This is a genomic window from Streptomyces sp. NPDC001606, assembly GCF_053596835.1.
The window spans coordinates 975,279-991,908 of record NZ_JBSFHC010000001.1 but is presented as its reverse complement, the minus strand read 5'-3'; the positions used below and the strand labels follow the sequence as shown (position 1 = coordinate 991,908).

Sequence of the window (16,630 nt, the reverse complement as noted above, 5' to 3'; positions counted from 1 at the left end):
GCGGGGTCGGTGCCCGTGGCAGCGGTCGGTGCCGAATTCGATCGCGTGGATGGATCGTCCAAGGGCACAATCGGCGGATGCCCACGACCGCGGACCAGCTGCTCCTCGCCCTCGAACCGCTGCCGTTCCCGGACCGGCTGAACCGCACGGCGCACACCGCCCGGCGCCTGGCGGACGACGGGCGCCTCACCGCCGTCCTCACGGACCTCGACGCACGCGGACCCTACGAGCGGCGGCTCGCGGCGCTGGCCGCCTTCGCCGGCCGGGACACCGTCTTCCTCGCCGCACGACTCGCCGACCCGGACCCGGTCGTCGCCGGATACGCCCTGCGCGCGGCCCGGGTGCAGGCGGTGCCGGACGAGGCGGTCGCGGCGGCGTACGACGACGCCCCGGCCGAGCTGCGCCGCCGCCTGGCCCGCCTGCTCGCCTCCGCCGGCCGCACCGCGCTCGCCGAGCGGCTGGTGACACGGCTGGGCGCGGAGTGGGGCGACGCGGAGGCGGCCCGGCTGCTGCCCGCCTGCTCCACCCCGTTCGTCGCACGGCACCTGCCCCGGCTCGCGCACGCCGTCGACGGCTGGACGAGCCTCGCCCGGCGGCACCCCGACCCGGTCGCGGACCATGCCGAACGCGCGCTGGAGGACCGTACCGGCGCCGCGCAGCGGGACGACTGGTGGCGCGTGCACGCCACCACGGTCGCCGCGCTCGCCCCGCGCCGCCCGGAGCGGGTGCTGGCCCTGCTGGAGCGGTTCGGGCCGGCCGGCCTGCCGCCCGCGCTGTACCCGGCGCTCGGCGCACTGGTCACCGCCGACGCCGAACGCGTGGTGTGCTGGCTCGCCTCCGCCGATCGCCGCGAGCAGCGCCACGCACCCGTGCCGCCGCCCGGTGTGCTGCGCCGGCTGGTGCGGGCCGCCCCTGAGTCGCTGCCGCGGCTGGGCCGCCACTGGCTGCGTCGCCAGACCCACTTCGCCGCGCTGCTGAAGGCGATGCCGCCCGGCCGCCGCCCGGAGTTCCTCGACACCGTCACCACGGGCAGGACCCTCGCAGCCCCGACGCTCGCCGTCCTCGGCCTGCTGCCCCGGGAACGCCGCTGGGCCGAAGTACGGCGCGCAGCTGCCGAGTTCGGCGATCCGGCCGACTTCTGGGACGACCTGGCCATCCTCGCCCACGGCCCGTTCGCCGAGGCACGCGCCGAGCTGCTCGCCGCGACCCGCCGGCCCGACCCCGAGGACCGGAAGACCGCCTGGGCGCTGCTCGTGGCGTGCGCGGCCCGGGACGGCGGCCGGGCGGCGGTCACCGGGCTGCTGACCGAGATGGGGCACCGGCTGCCCAACGAGCAGGACCCGGTGCGCGCCGACGCGCTGCACGCGCTCGCCGGAGCACATCCGCGGCTGTTCGCGCCCGCCGACGCGGAGTCGCTGGACCGGATCGCCCAGGGCGCCCTCCTCGCCCGGGACTGCTCCGCCGCCACCCTGACCGCCCTGCGCAGCCTGGCCGAGCGCGTGCTGGCCGAGCACGCCGGGGACGCCGCACTGCGCGCCGGGGCGCTGCGCACGCTGGAGCGGATGGCCAGCCGGGTCGGCGTGCCCGACCTCGGCCCCCTGCACCGGGTGCTGCGGCGCGGCCAGGAGCACGATGTGTTCGAGGCGCTGCGGCCCTGGCTGGAAGCCGCCGCGGGCCGCTCCGACTTCCGGCTGCTCCTGGGCCTCGCCCGAGCACTGGGGCCGCGCGCCCGCTCGCTGACCGGCTTGCAGGAGCTGCTGGCCACCGCCCTGGAGCGCGGCGACGACCCGACCTTCGAGGCGGCGGCAGAACTGTGGCTCGCCGCACCGGCCACCCGCGCCGACCGGGTGGCCCGCATCATCGCGCGCGAACCGTCGGCCGCCGTCCTCGCACCGGTGCGCCGCGTCCTCGCCCGCACCCGCACGGACCTGCTGGACGCCCTGCTCGGCGACACCCCGCCGTACGGGCGCTTCCTCGTCCCCGGCGCCCGCCGCCCGCTGCCGGACCTCGGCACGGCGCACCGCTGGCTGCCCCGGCAGCAGCGGGCCGCGGTACGGATCGCCGGCCAGGCGGCCGCGGACGGCTCGCTGCCCTCCGACGACCGGGTCGCCGCGCTCCGGGCGGCCGCACCGGTGCCGGAACTGGGCCGGGCCCTGGCGCTGCGCCACCGGGACGACCCGGACGTGCCGGTCGCGGAGGCCGCGCTCGCCGCGCTGGCCCGGACCGACCGGCCCGCGGACGCCCTGCCGGTGCTGCTGGGGCAAGCCTCCGGCGACCGGGCGCGGGTCGCGGTGTACGCGGCCGGACGCGCCGCACGCTACGCGGCTCCCTCCCGACTGGCCCTGGAACTGGACACCTTGCTCACCGGAGAGCGGGCGGCGAAGGTGACCTCCCGCAAGGAGGCCGTCCGGCTCGCGGCCCGCTTCCTGCCCCCGGGGCGGGCCGTGGACCTGCTGTCGCACGCCTGCCGCGCCCCCGGCAGCCACCCGGACGTGCGGGCCGCCGCGCTGCGCGCCCTGCCGCCGCTGCTGGGCGTGCCGCAGGCCTGGACCCTGCTGGAGGACGCCGTGCACGACGACGCCCCGCAGGTGCGCCAGGCCCTGGTGGAGGTGAGCCCCTGGGAACTGGCAGAGGGCCACCGCGCCCGCTACGCCACGCTGCTCGACGCGGCCTACGACGCCTGCCTCGCGTCGTACGACGCCTACTCCGGCTACGGCATGCTGCGGACCGTGGGCACCTGGGTCCGCCACGCCCCCGCGCTGGCGGACCGGCTCGCCCGGACGGCCTGCGACCTGGACAGCCGTACCCACTGGCGGTACGCGGCCTGGGTGGTGCGCGACCTGGCCGCCTCCGACCTGCCGCATCCGGTGGGCGGTGCGGCCGAAGGCAGTGTGTTCCACGGGGCGGTGGCCGAGCTGCTGGCCGCGCTGCACACCCCCGACGGCGGCGGTGAGGCGCTGGAGGACCGGGACCTGCCCGCGCTCCAGCGGCTGCGGACCCTGGTCGAACCGGCCTCCGACCGGCCCGAGCGGCCCGAGCTCCTCGAAGCCGTCACCGCACAGCTGGCGCCGGAGCCGTTGCTGATCGCCGAGCGCGCCGACCTGCTGCGCAGACTGGTCGACCGGGCGGTGGAGCCGGCCCCGCTCCTCGCCCGTCTGCGGGAGCTGGCGGACGCCCTGGAGGGCGCCGGAGCGGCCGTCGCGTGGAGCGCCGCGGGCCGGCTGCGCACCGACTGGGCGCACACCGCCCGGGCACAGCGCGAGGGTTCCCTGCTGGCGGCGGCCGACCGGCTGGCCCGGGACGGGGGTACGATCACCGGCCTGCTGGCGACCGGAGTCGTCACCGGTACGGGCGCCGGTCTCGGCTGGCCGGAGGAGTGGCGCGCGCTGCTGCGCCGCCTGCGCAGGCACCCCGACCCCGATGTACGGCACCACGCCCACCAGACCGTGACGACACGGGAATGACCCCGCACGAGAGGCGGGGAAACGGCGCCACCGGAGAGTGGGCGCTTTGCCTGTGAGGCAAAAAATTTGTCCCACAGACAAGAGTCCGGCTCAATGGAGACATGACCGCCCCCGAGCCGGGGGCCGGCGGCGAACTGCCCGCCGTGGCCCCCCAGCTGCGTATCCTGCGCCGCCGCGCCGGCCTGACCCTGGAGGCCGCGGCGCAGTCCGCCGGCCTCTCGCCGGCGCATCTGTCCCGGCTGGAGACCGGGCAGCGGCAGCCCTCGCTGCCGATGCTGCTCGCCCTGGCCCGTATCTACGGTACGACCGTCTCCGAGCTGCTCGGCGAGCGGGTCGCCGACCGGGAGGCGGTCGTCCGGGCCGCCGAGATGGAGCCCACCCGGGCCGGCGGCTGGACGTACGTCCAGGCCGGGGCGCCCGGCCGGGGCATGCAGGCGCTGCGGGTGCGCGTGCCCTACGGCTCGCAGGGCGACATCGTGCGCGTCCACCCCGGCGAGGAGTGGCTCTACGTCCTCACCGGCCGGCTGCGCCTGCGCCTCGGTGACACCGCGCACCTGCTCGGCCCGGGCGACAGCGCCCACTTCGACTCGCTCACCCCGCACCGCCTCGCTGCCGAGGACCCCGACGGCGTGGAGCTGCTGTTCGTCCACACCCTGTTGCAGAGCCCCACCGCCGCGCTGTGCCTGGGGCCGCTTACCGGAGAGCTGCCATGAGCGACCACGAGACCAGTTTTCCCCGCTCCCTGTGGATCCGCCTGATCATCTACATCGCCCTCGGCCATGTGCTGGCCGCGTTCCTCTACCTGCTGTTCGCCCTGGGCGGCCGGCAGTGAGGGGCTTCGTCAGTCCAGCAGGCGGTCGCGCAGTCGGTCCCGGGTCTGCGGGGTGAGCCGCAGGCCCCGCTCGAAGTAGTCGTCGAAGCCGCCCCAGGTCTCCTCGATGCTCGCGAAGGCCGCTTCCAGGTACTCGGCGCGGGCGTCGAAGAGCGGGCTGAGCAGCTCCATCACCTCGGGGGTGTACGCGGTGTCCGCGCTGCCGCTGCGGCGGACCTTGTAGCGGCGGTGCTTGGCGTTGGACTCCAGGTAGTCGGCGACGATCGCGTCCCGCTCCACGCCCACCGCGAGGAGCGTGACGGCTATGGATATGCCCGCACGGTCCTTGCCGGCCGCGCAGTGCATCAGCGCCGGGACGCTGTCCTCGGCGATCGCGTGCAGCACCCGGGAGTGCTCGGCGGTGCGGTCCCTGACGATCGTGCGGTACGAGGCGATCATCCGGCCCGCCGCCTTGCTGTCGTCCAGGATCGCGCGCAGCTGGGCGAGGTCGCCGTCGCGGACCATCTTCCAGAACTCGGCGCCGTCCGCCGGGTCGCTCAGCGGCAGGTTCACGTTCCGCACGCCGGGCAGCGCGACGTCCGGGCCCTCCAGCTTCTGGTCGGCCGCGTTGCGGAAGTCGAAGATCGTGTGCAGGCCCAGGCCGGCCAGGAAGGCCGCGTCCTCCGGTGTCGCGTGCGCCAGGTGCCCGCTGCGGAACAGCACTCCGTGCCGCACCCGCCGTCCGTCCGTGGTCGGCAGCCCGCCCACGTCACGGAAATTGCGCACTCCGGCCAGCTCCGGCTCGGTCGACGGGACCTGCTGCGTCACGGGGGCTCCTCCCGGTCGGTCCCGCCGTCGCGGCTCGTCGGCGGGGCTCAGTCGACGATACGACATCGCTTGACTGGGGCAATGAGTTGTCCACAGGCATTGTCACCAGGGCGATCCCGGCTGATGATGTTCGTGCTTGAGCGGATCTGTTGGCACTTGTGAGGCCTCGATGGTGGACATCGCCGAAGACGGACGTACCTGGCTCCTCTCGGGGCCCACCAGCAGTTACGCCCTGCACCTCACCGAGCGGGACGAACTGCTGCACCTCCACTGGGGACCGCGGATCGCCCTCGCGGACGCCGAGGCCCTGGCGGCGCGTCCACTGCCCGGCTACCGGCCCTTCGAGTCCCCGCTCGACGGCCGCGAGGAGTACCCCGTCGAGGGCGGCCCCCGCTTCGTCCGGCCCGCCCTGTCCGTGCGCACCGAGCAGCGCCGCGGCACCGAGTGGCGCTGCGTGTCGTACGACACCGGGGGCGAGGACGGGGCCGAGGAACTGCGGCTGCGCTTCGACGACGACGGGCTGGCCGTCACCCTGCACTACCGGATGCGCGGCGATGTCGTGGAACGCTGGGTGACCGTGGCGAACGGCGGGCACGCGCGCGTGGAGCTGCTGCGCGCCGACGCGGCGACCTGGACCCTGCCCGACCGCGAGGGCTGGCGGCTGTCCCAGCTGCACGGCCGCTGGGCCGCGGAGTCCCGGCTCACCGCCGCCCCGCTCACCTACGGCGAGAAGGTCATCGGCAGCCGCCGCGGCCACACCGGCCACCAGCACCTGCCCTGGGTCGCGCTCGACACCGACGCCACCGAGGAGCGCGGCGAGGTCTACGGCTGCGCGCTCGGCTGGTCCGGTTCCTGGCGCATCGCGGTCGCCCAACTCCCCGACGCGCGCGTACAGATCACCGGGGGCGCCGGATACGACGACTCGGGCCTGCTGCTCCTGCACCCGGGGGAGTCGTACACCACCCCGGTCTTCGCCGGCCTGTGGAGCGACGGCGGCTTCGGCGGCGCGAGCCGGGCCTGGCACGCCTACCAGCGCGCGTATGTGATCCCGGACGCCGATCGGGACCGGCCGGTGCTGTTCAACTCCTGGGAGGCGACGACCTTCGACATCTCCGAGGAGCAGCAGCTCGCGCTCGCCCGCCGGGCCGCCGCGATCGGGGTCGAGCTGTTCGTCGTCGACGACGGCTGGTTCGGCGCCCGCACCAGCGACCGCGCCGGGCTCGGCGACTGGAGCCCCAACCCCGACCGCTTCCCGCACGGCCTGGCACCGCTGGCCGAGCAGGTGCACGGCCTCGGGATGCAGTTCGGCATCTGGGTCGAGCCGGAGATGGTCAACCCCGACAGCGACCTCTACCGGGCCCACCCGGACTGGGTGCAGTACCAACCGGGACGGAAGCGGACGGAGCTGCGCAACCAGCTCGTCCTCAACCTGGCCCGCGAGGACGTCCGGGAATACCTCTGGAAGCAGCTCGACACCCTGCTCTCCAGTGCCCGGATCGACTATGTGAAGTGGGACTTCAACCGCTGCTTCACCGACGCCGGCTGGCCCGGCGAGCCCTATCCGCAGCGCCTGTGGGTGGACCACGTCCGCGCCCTGTACGCCCTGCTGGACCGGCTGCGTGCCGCACATCCCGGGGTCGCCTTCGAGTCCTGCTCGGGCGGTGGCGGCCGGATCGACCTGGGTGTGCTGAGCCGCTCCGACCAGGTGTGGACCTCCGACAACACCGACCCGCTGGACCGGCTCGCCATCCAGCACGGCTTCAGCCAGATCCATCCGGCGCGGGTCATGGCCGCCTGGGTCACCGACAGCCCGAACACCCAGCTCAACGGCAGGGTCAGCACGCTGCGCTTCCGCTTCGTCAGCGCCATGGCGGGGGTGCTCGGGGTCGGCGGTGACCTCACCGAGTGGACCGAGGAGGAGCTGGCCGAGGCCCGCCGGTGGGTGGAGCTGTACAAGGAGATCCGGCCCGTCGTCCAGCGCGGCGACCTGTACCGGCTGCGGCCCCCGGCCGGCGGTCTGAGCGCGGTCCAGTACGTTCTCGGCGACGAGTCGGTGGTCCTGGCCTGCCTCCAGGCGCAAAGCTACGGCGAACCGGTACCGGCCGTACGGCTGCGCGGACTCGACCCGACAGCCTCGTACGAATGCCCCGAAACAGGCGAAGTCCACCGAGGGGCGGTCCTGCTGCACCACGGGCTGCCTACCGGCCTCAAGGGCGACCTGGATGCGACAGTCCTCCGGCTGCGCCGCATCTAAGTTTTCAACACGGGTGAGACCGGCTCTATTCCCCTCGCGCAAATGATTTAAGAGTGTCTCATCTCACCGCTCGTCAACCCCTCCCTACGGTCGCGTAAGTCACATCGCACGGTGAATCATGGTTCGTCGTGGCAGACGATTCGAAGAATGACAACAGATCAGTGATCGGGTCGTACGTAGCGGTGGGGGACAGCTTCACCGAGGGCGTCGGCGACCCCGGCCCCGACGGGGCCTTCGTAGGCTGGGCCGACCGGTTCGCGGTACTGCTCGCCGACCGGAGGCCCGAGGGGGACTTCCAGTACACCAACCTCGCGGTCCGCGGGAAGCTGCTCGACCAGATCGTGGAGGACCAGCTCCCGCAGGCCGTCGAACTCGCCCCGGACCTCGTCTCCTTCTGTGCGGGCGGTAACGACATCATCCGCCCCGGCACCGACCCGGACGAGGTGGCCGAGCGGTTCGAACGCGCCGTGGCCCGACTGGCCGAGGCCGCGGGCACGGTGCTGGTGACGACCGGGTTCGACACCCGGGGCGTCCCGGTGCTCAAGCATCTGCGCGGCAAGATCGCCACCTACAACGGGCATGTGCGCGCCATCGCCGACCGGTACGGCTGCCCGGTGCTGGACCTGTGGTCCCTGAAGTCCGTGCAGGACCGCAGGGCCTGGGACAGCGACCGGCTCCATCTCTCGCCCGAGGGGCACACGCGCGTGGCGCTGCGCGCGGGCCAGGTCCTCGGTCTGGAGGTCCCGGCCGACCCGGAGCAGCCCTGGCCGCCGCTGCCGCCCCGGGGCACCCTCGACATCCGCCGCGACGACGTCCAGTGGGCCCGTGAGTACCTGGTGCCGTGGATCGGCCGCCGGCTGCGGGGCGAGTCCTCCGGCGACCATGTGACGGCGAAGGGCACCCTGTCCCCGGACGACATCAAGCTGCGGATCGCTGCGGTGGCGTAAGGGCATGACGACCGTTGTTCCGCCCGGCACCGGATGCGGTGCGGTGCCGGGCGGAACAACGGGTGCGGGCCCGGAGGTCCGGGGTGCAGGCCGCGGCCCGGGGGCGGCACCCGCAGGTCCCGCGCGGTGACGCGGTCAACGGGTTCGCCGGATCAATGTCTCGCGGTCCAGGCCCAGTTCGCGGGCGAGGGCGTCGTCCGCCCATTCCTGTGCCCGGGTCCGTGGCAGCGCGCCGGGGTACGACGTCAGCTGCACCGCGAGGCCGTCCAGCAGGGCGGTGAGGCGCAGCGCCGTACCGGCCGGGTCGGCGCAGCAGAACTCGCCGGCCGCCACACCTTCCGCGATGACCTCCGTGAGCGCCGCCTTCCACTGCCTGTCCAGGTCCCGGGTGACCTCCCGCAGGGCGGGCTCGCGCAGCGCGACCGCCCAGCCCTCGATCCACAGCCGCCAGCCCTTGGCCTGACCGGTGGGGGCGTACCAGCGCACCGCGGCCCGCAGCCGGCGCAGCGCGGAGGTGCGCCGCCCCAGGAGCTTGCGCAGATGCGCCAGATCGTCCTCGGCGGCGAAGGCGAAGGCTGCGGCGACCAGCTTCTCCTTGGTCGAGAAGTGGTACAGCACCAGCGCGCTGCTCACCCCGAGCGACGCGGCCACGTCGGCGATCCGCACCGCCGCCACGCCCCGCTCCTCGATCTGCCCCACGGCGGCCCGCAGCAGCTCCGCCCGCCGCTCGGCCACGCTCAACCGCACTCTCGCCACGCCGTCACCCTAGTGTGTTGCGTCAGGTGTTCGGATCATCGGCGGCTGTCTTCCGGGCAGTTCGCTGCCCGAGGGCCCGGCCGCCGGTGCGTCACCGGTACCAGCCGAACCGCTCCGCGATCACCGGCAGCCGGTCGGCGACCAGGGCGTGGGCGGCCGCGCGCGGGGTCGTCCCGTCGGCCTCCGCGCGGTCCAGCGTCAGGCCGACCAGGGTGCGCATCGCCCGTCGGATGTGTGCGAACGCCTCCTCGGCGGCGGGGCCGATGTCGCCGAACAGCGTCCACCACCACCAGGCGTTGGTGGCCGAGTTGACCACCACGTCGGGCAGCACCGTCACCCCGCGCGCGGCCAGCAGCGACTCCGCCTCCGGCAGCACGGGCATGTTGGCGGCCTCCACGACCCAGCGGGCGCGGACCCGCTCCTGGTTCGCGGTGTCGACCGCGTACGACACGGCTGCGGGCACCAGTACCTCCGCGTCCGCCGACAGCCAGGCGTCACCGGGCAGTTCGAGGTCGCCGGGGCGCAGCACACCGCGGTCGACGGTGCCGTACGCGTCCCGCGCGGCCAGCAGCGCCGCCACGTCGAGACCGGCCGGGTTGGCGATCGTGCCCTTGATGTCGGCCACGGCCACCACGGTCAGCCCCGCCCGCGCGAGGAACCGCGCCGTGGCGCCGCCCATCGTGCCGAGTCCCTGCACGGCGACCCGGGTGTCCGAGCGGGGCACGCGCGCGCGGTCCAGGGCCGTGAGCACCGACTCGGCGACGCCGCAGCCGCCCGCCAGCTCGTCCAGGCCGATGCCGTCCACCTCGACCGCGAAGGCGTCGACGAGGCGCCTGCGGGCCGCCGCCTCGTCGTCCAGCAGCGGGAACACCGCCTGGACCGAGGAGACCAGCCCCGCCTCGGCCGCCGCGCGGTCCACCAGGTCCTGGCTCAGTCCCAGGTCCTCACCGGTGGCCCAGACACTCTCCAGGTACGGCCGCATCGCGCGCAGGTAGCGCACCAGCAGCCCGTACGCCCCCGGGTCCCGAGGATCGCAGTCGATGCCGCCCTTGGCGCCGCCGAGAGGGACGTAGCGGCCCTCGGGGTCGTAGTGCAGGGCCTCCTTCATGGTCATGCCGCGGGCGAGCCCCGTCACCTCCTCCAGCGTGCACCCCGGGCGCATCCGCAGGCCCCCGCTGGCCACACCGCGCACCACCCGGTCCACGACCAGAAAGCCCCGCCGTCCGGTGACGTGGTCGGTCCAGACGAGCGACAGCAGGGGGCCGGTCATGAGGCTCCTCGATACGGATGCGGATGCGGATATGGGTGCGGCGGAAGGCAGTCGGTCCCAGTGCGGGCGGCGCCGGGGTGGTACTGAATCGCGGGTCAGTATCCGGAGCCGGTTCGGCACCTGTCAACGCGCTGAACTACGGGTCAGCAGGCAGTGGCGGGGAGGGGCGTCGTCCTGCCGGTGCCCGGGCTGTCGTAGGGGCCGACCATAATGGAGGGCCTCAGCGACTCCACCGGGAGGTACCGTGACCGGACTGCGTTCCCCGAACCCCGGGCTCCGCGGGCTGCGGCCCGAGGTCTTCGGCGCGGACCCGGGCGGTGAGCGCCTGGCACGCATCCGCCGCTCCCCCCACTTCAAGGACGGGGTCTTCCAGAACCCCGGCGGCCCCGCGCGCACCCGGCCCGCGGGCTCCCCGCTGGACCTCGCGAAGGTGTTCTTCGACAAGGACACCCGTCCGCTGCGCGTCCCGCGCGGCACCGTCCCGGTGCACCCCACCACCTTCGCCGAGCTGGCCCAGCCGCCCGCCACCGGACTGCGGCTGACCTGGATGGGCCACTCCAGCGTGCTCGCGGAGATCGACGGCCGGCGGGTCCTGTTCGACCCGGTCTGGGGCGAGCGCTGCTCCCCGTTCCCCTTCGCCGGCCCCAAGCGGCTGCACCCGGTGCCGCTGCCCCTGGCCGCGCTCGGCCCGGTCGACGTCGTCGTCATCTCGCACGACCACTACGACCACCTGGACCTGCCCACCATCAAGGCGCTGGCCGGCACCGACACGCTGTTCGCCGTACCGCTCGGCGTCGGTGCCCACCTTGAGCACTGGGGCGTCTCGCCGGACCGGCTGCGCGAACTGGACTGGGGGGAGTCCACCGAGGTCGGCGGTCTCACCCTCACGGCCACCCCGGCCCGCCACTTCTGCGGCCGCGGCCTGCGCAACACCCAGCACACCCTGTGGGCGTCCTGGGTCGTCGCCGGCGCGGAGCACCGGATCTTCCACAGCGGCGACACCGGCTACTTCGACGGCTTCAAGGACATCGGCGCCGCACACGGCCCGTTCGACGCCACGATGATCCAGATCGGCGCCTACAGCGAGTTCTGGCCCGACATCCACATGACCCCCGAGGAGGGCGTGCGCGCCCACCTCGACCTCCAGGGCGGTGTGCCGCACGGCGCGCTCCTGCCCATCCACTGGGGCACCTTCAACCTCGCCCCGCACGCCTGGGCCGAGCCGGGGGAGTGGACGCTGGCCGCCGCCACCGCGGTCGAGCAGCCGGTCGCCCTGCCCGTCCCGGGCCAGCCCTTCGAGCCGTCCGGAGCCCTTCCCACCCGCCCGTGGTGGCAGTCCGCGTCCCTGCCGCTGAACCGGACCTGGCCAGTTCCGGAGATCACCGCGGTGGCGGCGCGCGAAGCCCTCGACCTGGTGGGCGAGGGCTGAGCGCGGACGCCCTGAGGTCGACTCTCCTGTGCGGGCAAGGTCAGGCGGTCCGTGGTCCGTACACGCGGTAGCGCTCGGCGTCGGGCCACTTGACCTCCAGCCCGAGGCCGGGCCGGCCGGTGTCGGGGCACAGGGCGCCGTCGTCGGGTGACAGGGCGCCGTCGAAGAGCAGGCGCTCGACGCGCACATGGTCGTGGAAGTACTCCAGGTGCCGCAGCCGGCGTACGCCGCAGAACGCATGGGCCGAGACCGCCGGCGCGCAGTGTGCGGACAGGTCCAGATCGTGCCCCGCCGCCAGACCGGCCGTCTCCAGGACGCCGGTGACGCCCCCGCAGCGGGTGACATCGGCCTGGAGGCAGTCCACGGCGGGGCCCTGGACGAGGTTGGTGAAGTCCCGTGTGGTGTAGGCGTATTCGCCCGCCGCGATCTCCAGCCGGCCGGGCCCGTGCTCGCGCAGCATGCGCAGACCGGTGAGGTCCGCGGAGCTGACCGGCTCCTCCAGCCACCGCACGTCCCACTCCTCGTGGAACCGGCGGGCCCAGTACAGGGCCTCCTTGCGGCCTAGTGCCCCGTTGGCGTCGGTGAACAGCTCCGGCCCGTCGCCGATGGCCGTACGCGCCGCGGCCAGACGCTCCGGGTCACGGTCCGGGCGCCGGGAGGTCTTGATCTTGACGCGCGGGATGCCCTGCTCCACCCACCCGCTGAGCTGGTCGGTGAGGCGGTCCAGGGAGTAGTTCGTGAAACCGCCGCTGCCGTACACCGGGACCCGGTCGTGGAACGCCGGCAGCAGCCGGATCAGCGGCAGCTCCAGCAGCCTCGCCTTGAGGTCCCACAGCGCCACGTCGACCGCGGAGACCGCCATGGCGCCGAGGCCGGGGCGTCCCGCGTTGCGGATCTGGCGGCCCATCACCTGCCAGAGCGCGGGCGGCGAACCGGCACCCTGTCCCTTGACGACGTCCGCGAGCTGGGACTCGACGAACGAGGCGACCGACACGTCCCCGTAGGTGTAGCCGAGCCCGGTACGACCGCCGGCATGCACCCGGACGAGGACCAGGGTGGTGGAGCCCCACTCCAGCGTGCCGTCCTCCTCCATGCCGTCCGGGCCGTCGGTGGGCACCTCGAAGGCGTGCACGTCGACCGCGTCGACACGGCACCCGTCCAGCTGCGCCGCACCGTCGGTGCCGTACCTCGGGGCGGGCCGAAGGGGGTCGGGGAGAGTCATCTGAGCCTCTGCGCTGAGTCGGCTTGGTGAGCACCGTCATGGGTCCCCGGCTTCGTTCGGCTCATGCAGAGATCACTCTGTCGCCCGGACGATTCCCTCCGGTCGGCGGCAGGACGGCCCCTTCGTGCCCATGCTGGGGCAGCTTCGTGCCGGGCTAGGACAGCAGAGGCGCTCTCATCCGGATAAAACGTACAATTACGAAGGACGTGTACGACGTATCCGGAGCACCCCATGGCCCAGCGCGACCTTCCCGAGCGGCGCGGGCGCCTCAGCCGGCCGCTGGTGCTCGGTGCGGCCGTCGCCCTCGTCGACCGAGCCGGGCTCGCCGCCCTGACCATGCGCGCCCTCGCGGCCGACCTGGGCGTGGAGCCCATGGCCCTCTACCGCTACGTCGACGGCAAGGAAGCCCTTCTCGACGGCCTGGTCGAGGCCTTCTTCGAGGAGGTCAACGAACGGCTGCGCACCACGGCGCAGGAGCCGCGCGCCGACGCGAGCGGCGCACCGGCCGAGCCCCCCTGGCACACCGAACTGCGCCGGGTGGTGCGGTCGTTCGCCTGCGTCGTGCACGCCCATCCCGAGATCCTGCCCGTGGTCGCCACCCGGCCGCTCGCCGTGCCCGTGGCCCGGCGCCCGACGGCATGGCTCCAGCTCACCGAGCACATGCTGGCGGTCCTCGCCCGCGCCGGGTTCGACGACGCCACCGCCCTGAGGGTCTACCGCACCGTCGTGGCCTGGAACCTCGGCTGCCTCCTGGTGGACAAGCGCCAGGTCGTCGACGACCCCGACGAGCCGGACGTCCTGCTGCGCCTCGGCCTGCACCGGCTGCCCGCCGCCGAGTACCCGCGGCTGCGCGCCCTCGTCCCACGCTTCGCCGACTACGACGACGAGGGGGAAATGATGGCAGGCCTGGACGCCCTCCTCGCCCGCCTCCCCGAGCCCCCGGCGGACACCTTCTACGGCGGACGGACCCCCTGAGGGAGCGGCGCACACACGGCGGGGCCGGGCCCGCCCTACGCGGACGGCCCCGGCCCCGGACGCGGGCTGCTAGGCGGCCCAGTGGTAGAAGAACGGGTCGATGGACGGCGGCACGCGTGTGGCGTTGTCCAGGTCGAGCAGCTGGTGGTGCGCGAAGTCCGCGTGGCGCTGGAACACCACGTCGTCGGCGTCCGGGAAATGGGACATGTCGGGTGTGTTGTTGCCCGAGAAGACCCCGTAGAGGTCCCGGTCGACGGCGAGCAGCCGCATGTAGTCGCCGAGGTACGGCAGGAACTCGGCGACCGGCACGTCCGCCCGCGCCCGGTGCAGCACCAGCGGCTGGACCGCGGTCTGCCAGGCGTTGTGCGTCACCTCCAGGGCGGTCACCCACTGCCCCTGGGTGAACTGCTGGTAGGCCAGCCCGAGCACGGCGTCGGAGGTCACCGCCAGCGCCGGGTTCTTGGCGTCGGTGACCGTGCGCAGATCGTCCGACCAGGTCTGCCCGTGGTCGGTCGAATGGCGCACATGCAGGGTGCAGCCCGGCTGATGGCCCACCCGGTCGCACCAGGCCACCACGACATGGCCGGCGTTCGTGGGGTCCACCGCGATCGACAGATCGCCGCCCAGCCGCTCCTGGCCCATCAGCGCGCTGAACCGCTCGGACACCTCCGTCGCCACCCGCTGGCCGATGGCCGAGTCGGTGGCGTCCTTCAGGCTCTGGAACGCGTTCGGCCCGATGCCTCCGCTGTCGTCCCGGGTGACGACGACGTCGAAGACGACGTCCACGATGCCGCCACCGAGGTCCCTCGCCCGCTGCCAGCTCTCGTAGGCGGCGTACACCGTCCCGCCGGGGTGGAGGGCGAGCCGCACCGGCGGTCCGTCCTGGCCCGCGGTGGGGCGCTGTTCGAGGGTGTCCTCGCGGAACCCGGTGGTCGGCGTGGCCGCCCGGCCGTCCGCGGACAGATCCACGGCAGCGGACCGCGGGCCCCGGCCCAGGTCGTTGTTGGTGACGTAGACCCGGTCGCGGGCGATGTCACCGGCCTGGACGCTCCCGGCCACGACCCACGGCTGGTCCACCTCGTCCCGGGACACCAGGATCTCCATGGGGGCCATGGAGGAGACGTCGGGCGAGCGCAGGATCTGCAAGCGGGTGATGCTCTGGACCGCTGCCGCGCCGTTCAGGATGCCCGCGTACACGACACCGCCCTTGGTGGCGAAGCCGACCGAGATGTCCCCGGTGCCCAGGTCGGGGGTGCCGCCCGGGACGATGCTCCGCATCACCCAGCTGTTCCCGCCGTCGGTCGACACGAAGACGGGGGCGAGCGGTCCGCCCATGGGGTCGGGGGTGAGCGCGGTCGCGACCATCTCGTTGGGGCGCTCGGGGTTGACGGCGAGGCTCGGCTCAGAGTCCTGAGTGCGGTTGCCGCTCAGCGCGGCCGGGGTGATGTCGACGACTTTGAGCGTGGGCATGTCCGTTCACCTCCGGGCTGCCTGCATGGTTTCCAGCCGGTGCACCGGCTGGACGTCGTGCGGGTCGAGGATCTGGAAGGGCGCGACCCGGGCCAGATCGCCCTCGGCGGCGTGCAGGAGGAACATCCCCTCCTGGGAAGCCTTGAGGGCCGGCGCCATGTGCCAGTGGATGTCCCGGCTGTTGGAGTACAGCACCTCGAGCGGCCCCTCGGACACGTCCCCGCGCACCACATGGGCCACGTTGATGTGTGCGAGCCACCAGTCGGGGTCGTGCTCCGTCACCGGCGCGTCGGCGGTGTGCTCCGCGCCGAGCTGTTCGAGGGCGACCACGACGCCGACCACGACCGCGGCCACCTCCTCGGCGTGGGACACCAGCTTTCTGTTCTGCTGGGTGCGCTCCAGACCGGAGAGCGGCATCCGCTCGCCGGCCGTCGCCGCGCGTTCGACGTGCTGCTGCACCTCGTCGGCGGGCAGCCGGCCGATCTCCTGTACGACGAGACCCTCGCCGTACACCGCGCTGCCGGTGAAGAACGCGTCCGTCTCGCCGACGGCCGGCGGGTCCCGGTCGTCGGGCAGCCGTACGGTGACCTCGCTGCCGGCGAGCCGTGCGAAGGCGTCCTTGGCGTGCAGCACCTGGGACACCCGGACCACGGCCGTACGCTCGTCGGCCGGGACGCTGGCGACCCGGCTCTCGCCGAGGCGGGTGACCGTCCCCACGAAACTCAGATCGCTCTTCTCGAAGAGTTCGGTGAGCGTGTCAGGCATGGCAGCCTCCTTACACCTCAGCCGCTACCGCGGGGAGTGCGCGGTGACCGGGTGGGTGCGGCGCCACTCGATCCGCGCACCGAGGACGCTCACCACGGTGACCAGGGCCGTGACGGCGACGACCAGCCACTCTGCCGTTCCGTCGCCCGCGTCGGGGTCGACGGCGAAGACCGTCTCGATCCACTGCGGCCAGGCGAGCGTGATCAGGAGGAGCAGCCCCGACAGGGCGCCGAGACCGGCCTCCAGCCAGAACCGGGTACGGAAGGCCATGACAGGCCTCCCTTCATAGGGGGAATCTTCATGTACGGGGCATATATACGAGGCACATATACCTCGTACACAGTGTCCGTTTCTGGTGATGGCCGGGTCAAGGCCAAAGCGAATGCGCTGCGTAATAATTCGCGCTCCCGGATCCCGGCGGGCCGGGTCGGGGAGTGTC

At 73.6% G+C, this 16,630-nt stretch carries 14 protein-coding genes; 7 read left to right on the top strand and 7 right to left on the bottom strand.

Annotated features, from left to right (window positions below):
- Positions 1 to 77: 77 nt before the first annotated feature.
- The 3 genes from ACWCV9_RS04350 to ACWCV9_RS04340 all read left to right on the top strand — a co-directional run bounded on the left by ACWCV9_RS04350 (position 78) and on the right by ACWCV9_RS04340 (position 4,296).
- Positions 78 to 3,464, top strand: a complete 3,387-nt coding sequence (locus ACWCV9_RS04350) for a hypothetical protein (protein WP_450784189.1) — start codon at positions 78 to 80, stop codon at positions 3,462 to 3,464.
- Between the two features lie 101 nt (positions 3,465 to 3,565).
- Entirely contained in the window at positions 3,566 to 4,177 is a 612-nt protein-coding gene (locus ACWCV9_RS04345; RefSeq protein WP_450784188.1) for a helix-turn-helix domain-containing protein, read from the top strand.
- The gene (locus ACWCV9_RS04340; protein ID WP_450784187.1) at positions 4,174 to 4,296 is read left to right on the top strand and encodes a DUF6126 family protein; all 123 of its coding nucleotides are present in this window, start codon (positions 4,174 to 4,176) and stop codon (positions 4,294 to 4,296) included. The genes ACWCV9_RS04345 and ACWCV9_RS04340 overlap by 4 nt, the downstream gene beginning before the upstream one ends.
- A 9-nt stretch (positions 4,297 to 4,305) precedes the next feature.
- Here the strand turns inward: ACWCV9_RS04340 and ACWCV9_RS04335 are convergent, their stop codons facing one another.
- On the bottom strand, positions 4,306 to 5,103 hold the full coding sequence (locus ACWCV9_RS04335; RefSeq protein WP_450784186.1) for a tyrosine-protein phosphatase: 798 nt from the start codon (positions 5,101 to 5,103) through the stop codon (positions 4,306 to 4,308).
- 169 nt (positions 5,104 to 5,272) lie between these two features.
- On the opposite strand from ACWCV9_RS04335, the gene ACWCV9_RS04330 reads away from it, so the two are divergent.
- Positions 5,273 to 7,357 carry an alpha-galactosidase gene (locus tag ACWCV9_RS04330; RefSeq protein WP_450784185.1) on the top strand — a complete coding sequence of 695 codons (2,085 nt, stop codon included), beginning with the start codon at positions 5,273 to 5,275 and terminating at the stop codon, positions 7,355 to 7,357.
- Positions 7,358 to 7,518: 161 nt separating this feature from the next.
- Positions 7,519 to 8,304, top strand: a complete 786-nt coding sequence (locus tag ACWCV9_RS04325) for an SGNH/GDSL hydrolase family protein (RefSeq protein WP_450784184.1) — start codon at positions 7,519 to 7,521, stop codon at positions 8,302 to 8,304.
- Between the two features lie 135 nt (positions 8,305 to 8,439).
- Here ACWCV9_RS04325 and ACWCV9_RS04320 read toward each other — a convergent pair whose 3' ends face one another.
- Positions 8,440 to 9,060: a TetR/AcrR family transcriptional regulator gene (locus ACWCV9_RS04320; protein WP_450784183.1), complete on the bottom strand. Its 621-nt coding sequence runs from the start codon at positions 9,058 to 9,060 to the stop codon at positions 8,440 to 8,442.
- A gap of 91 nt (positions 9,061 to 9,151) precedes the next feature.
- Positions 9,152 to 10,330 carry a Glu/Leu/Phe/Val dehydrogenase dimerization domain-containing protein gene (locus tag ACWCV9_RS04315; protein ID WP_450784182.1) on the bottom strand — a complete coding sequence of 393 codons (1,179 nt, stop codon included), beginning with the start codon at positions 10,328 to 10,330 and terminating at the stop codon, positions 9,152 to 9,154.
- Positions 10,331 to 10,574: 244 nt separating this feature from the next.
- On the opposite strand from ACWCV9_RS04315, the gene ACWCV9_RS04310 reads away from it, so the two are divergent.
- The gene (locus tag ACWCV9_RS04310) at positions 10,575 to 11,759 is read left to right on the top strand and encodes an MBL fold metallo-hydrolase (protein ID WP_450784181.1); all 1,185 of its coding nucleotides are present in this window, start codon (positions 10,575 to 10,577) and stop codon (positions 11,757 to 11,759) included.
- Between the two features lie 40 nt (positions 11,760 to 11,799).
- On the opposite strand, the gene ACWCV9_RS04305 is transcribed toward ACWCV9_RS04310, so the two are convergent.
- A complete protein-coding gene (locus ACWCV9_RS04305; RefSeq protein ID WP_450784245.1) occupies positions 11,800 to 12,852 on the bottom strand; it encodes an enolase C-terminal domain-like protein in 1,053 nt (350 codons plus the stop codon).
- A 360-nt stretch (positions 12,853 to 13,212) separates the two neighbouring features.
- Between ACWCV9_RS04305 and ACWCV9_RS04300 the strand changes: the two genes are divergently transcribed.
- Positions 13,213 to 13,956 carry a TetR/AcrR family transcriptional regulator gene (locus ACWCV9_RS04300; RefSeq protein WP_450784180.1) on the top strand — a complete coding sequence of 248 codons (744 nt, stop codon included), beginning with the start codon at positions 13,213 to 13,215 and terminating at the stop codon, positions 13,954 to 13,956.
- 69 nt (positions 13,957 to 14,025) lie between these two features.
- On the opposite strand, the gene ACWCV9_RS04295 is transcribed toward ACWCV9_RS04300, so the two are convergent.
- The 3 genes from ACWCV9_RS04295 to ACWCV9_RS04285 are packed head-to-tail and all read right to left on the bottom strand — an operon-like array spanning position 14,026 to position 16,461.
- Entirely contained in the window at positions 14,026 to 15,426 is a 1,401-nt protein-coding gene (locus ACWCV9_RS04295; RefSeq protein WP_450784179.1) for a hypothetical protein, read from the bottom strand.
- Between the two features lie 6 nt (positions 15,427 to 15,432).
- Positions 15,433 to 16,191, bottom strand: coding sequence for a hypothetical protein (locus tag ACWCV9_RS04290; RefSeq protein ID WP_450784178.1), 759 nt, complete (start codon positions 16,189 to 16,191; stop codon positions 15,433 to 15,435).
- 24 nt (positions 16,192 to 16,215) lie between these two features.
- A complete protein-coding gene (locus ACWCV9_RS04285) occupies positions 16,216 to 16,461 on the bottom strand; it encodes an ABC transporter permease (RefSeq protein ID WP_450784177.1) in 246 nt (81 codons plus the stop codon).
- Positions 16,462 to 16,630 lie beyond the last annotated feature (169 nt).

What these genes read in the sequence shown, in the direction of transcription:
- ACWCV9_RS04350 (WP_450784189.1), top strand. Translation starts at nt 78, where the DNA reads ATGCCCACGACCGCGGACCAGCTGCTCCTCGCCCTCGAACCGCTGCCG.
- ACWCV9_RS04345 (WP_450784188.1), top strand. Translation starts at nt 3,566, where the DNA reads ATGACCGCCCCCGAGCCGGGGGCCGGCGGCGAACTGCCCGCCGTGGCC.
- ACWCV9_RS04340 (WP_450784187.1), top strand. Translation starts at nt 4,174, where the DNA reads ATGAGCGACCACGAGACCAGTTTTCCCCGCTCCCTGTGGATCCGCCTG.
- ACWCV9_RS04330 (WP_450784185.1), top strand. Translation starts at nt 5,273, where the DNA reads ATGGTGGACATCGCCGAAGACGGACGTACCTGGCTCCTCTCGGGGCCC.
- ACWCV9_RS04315 (WP_450784182.1), bottom strand. Translation starts at nt 10,330, where the DNA reads ATGACCGGCCCCCTGCTGTCGCTCGTCTGGACCGACCACGTCACCGGA.
- ACWCV9_RS04305 (WP_450784245.1), bottom strand. Translation starts at nt 12,852, where the DNA reads ATGGAGGAGGACGGCACGCTGGAGTGGGGCTCCACCACCCTGGTCCTC.
- ACWCV9_RS04300 (WP_450784180.1), top strand. Translation starts at nt 13,213, where the DNA reads ATGGCCCAGCGCGACCTTCCCGAGCGGCGCGGGCGCCTCAGCCGGCCG.
- ACWCV9_RS04295 (WP_450784179.1), bottom strand. Translation starts at nt 15,426, where the DNA reads ATGCCCACGCTCAAAGTCGTCGACATCACCCCGGCCGCGCTGAGCGGC.
- ACWCV9_RS04290 (WP_450784178.1), bottom strand. Translation starts at nt 16,191, where the DNA reads ATGCCTGACACGCTCACCGAACTCTTCGAGAAGAGCGATCTGAGTTTC.
- ACWCV9_RS04285 (WP_450784177.1), bottom strand. Translation starts at nt 16,461, where the DNA reads ATGGCCTTCCGTACCCGGTTCTGGCTGGAGGCCGGTCTCGGCGCCCTG.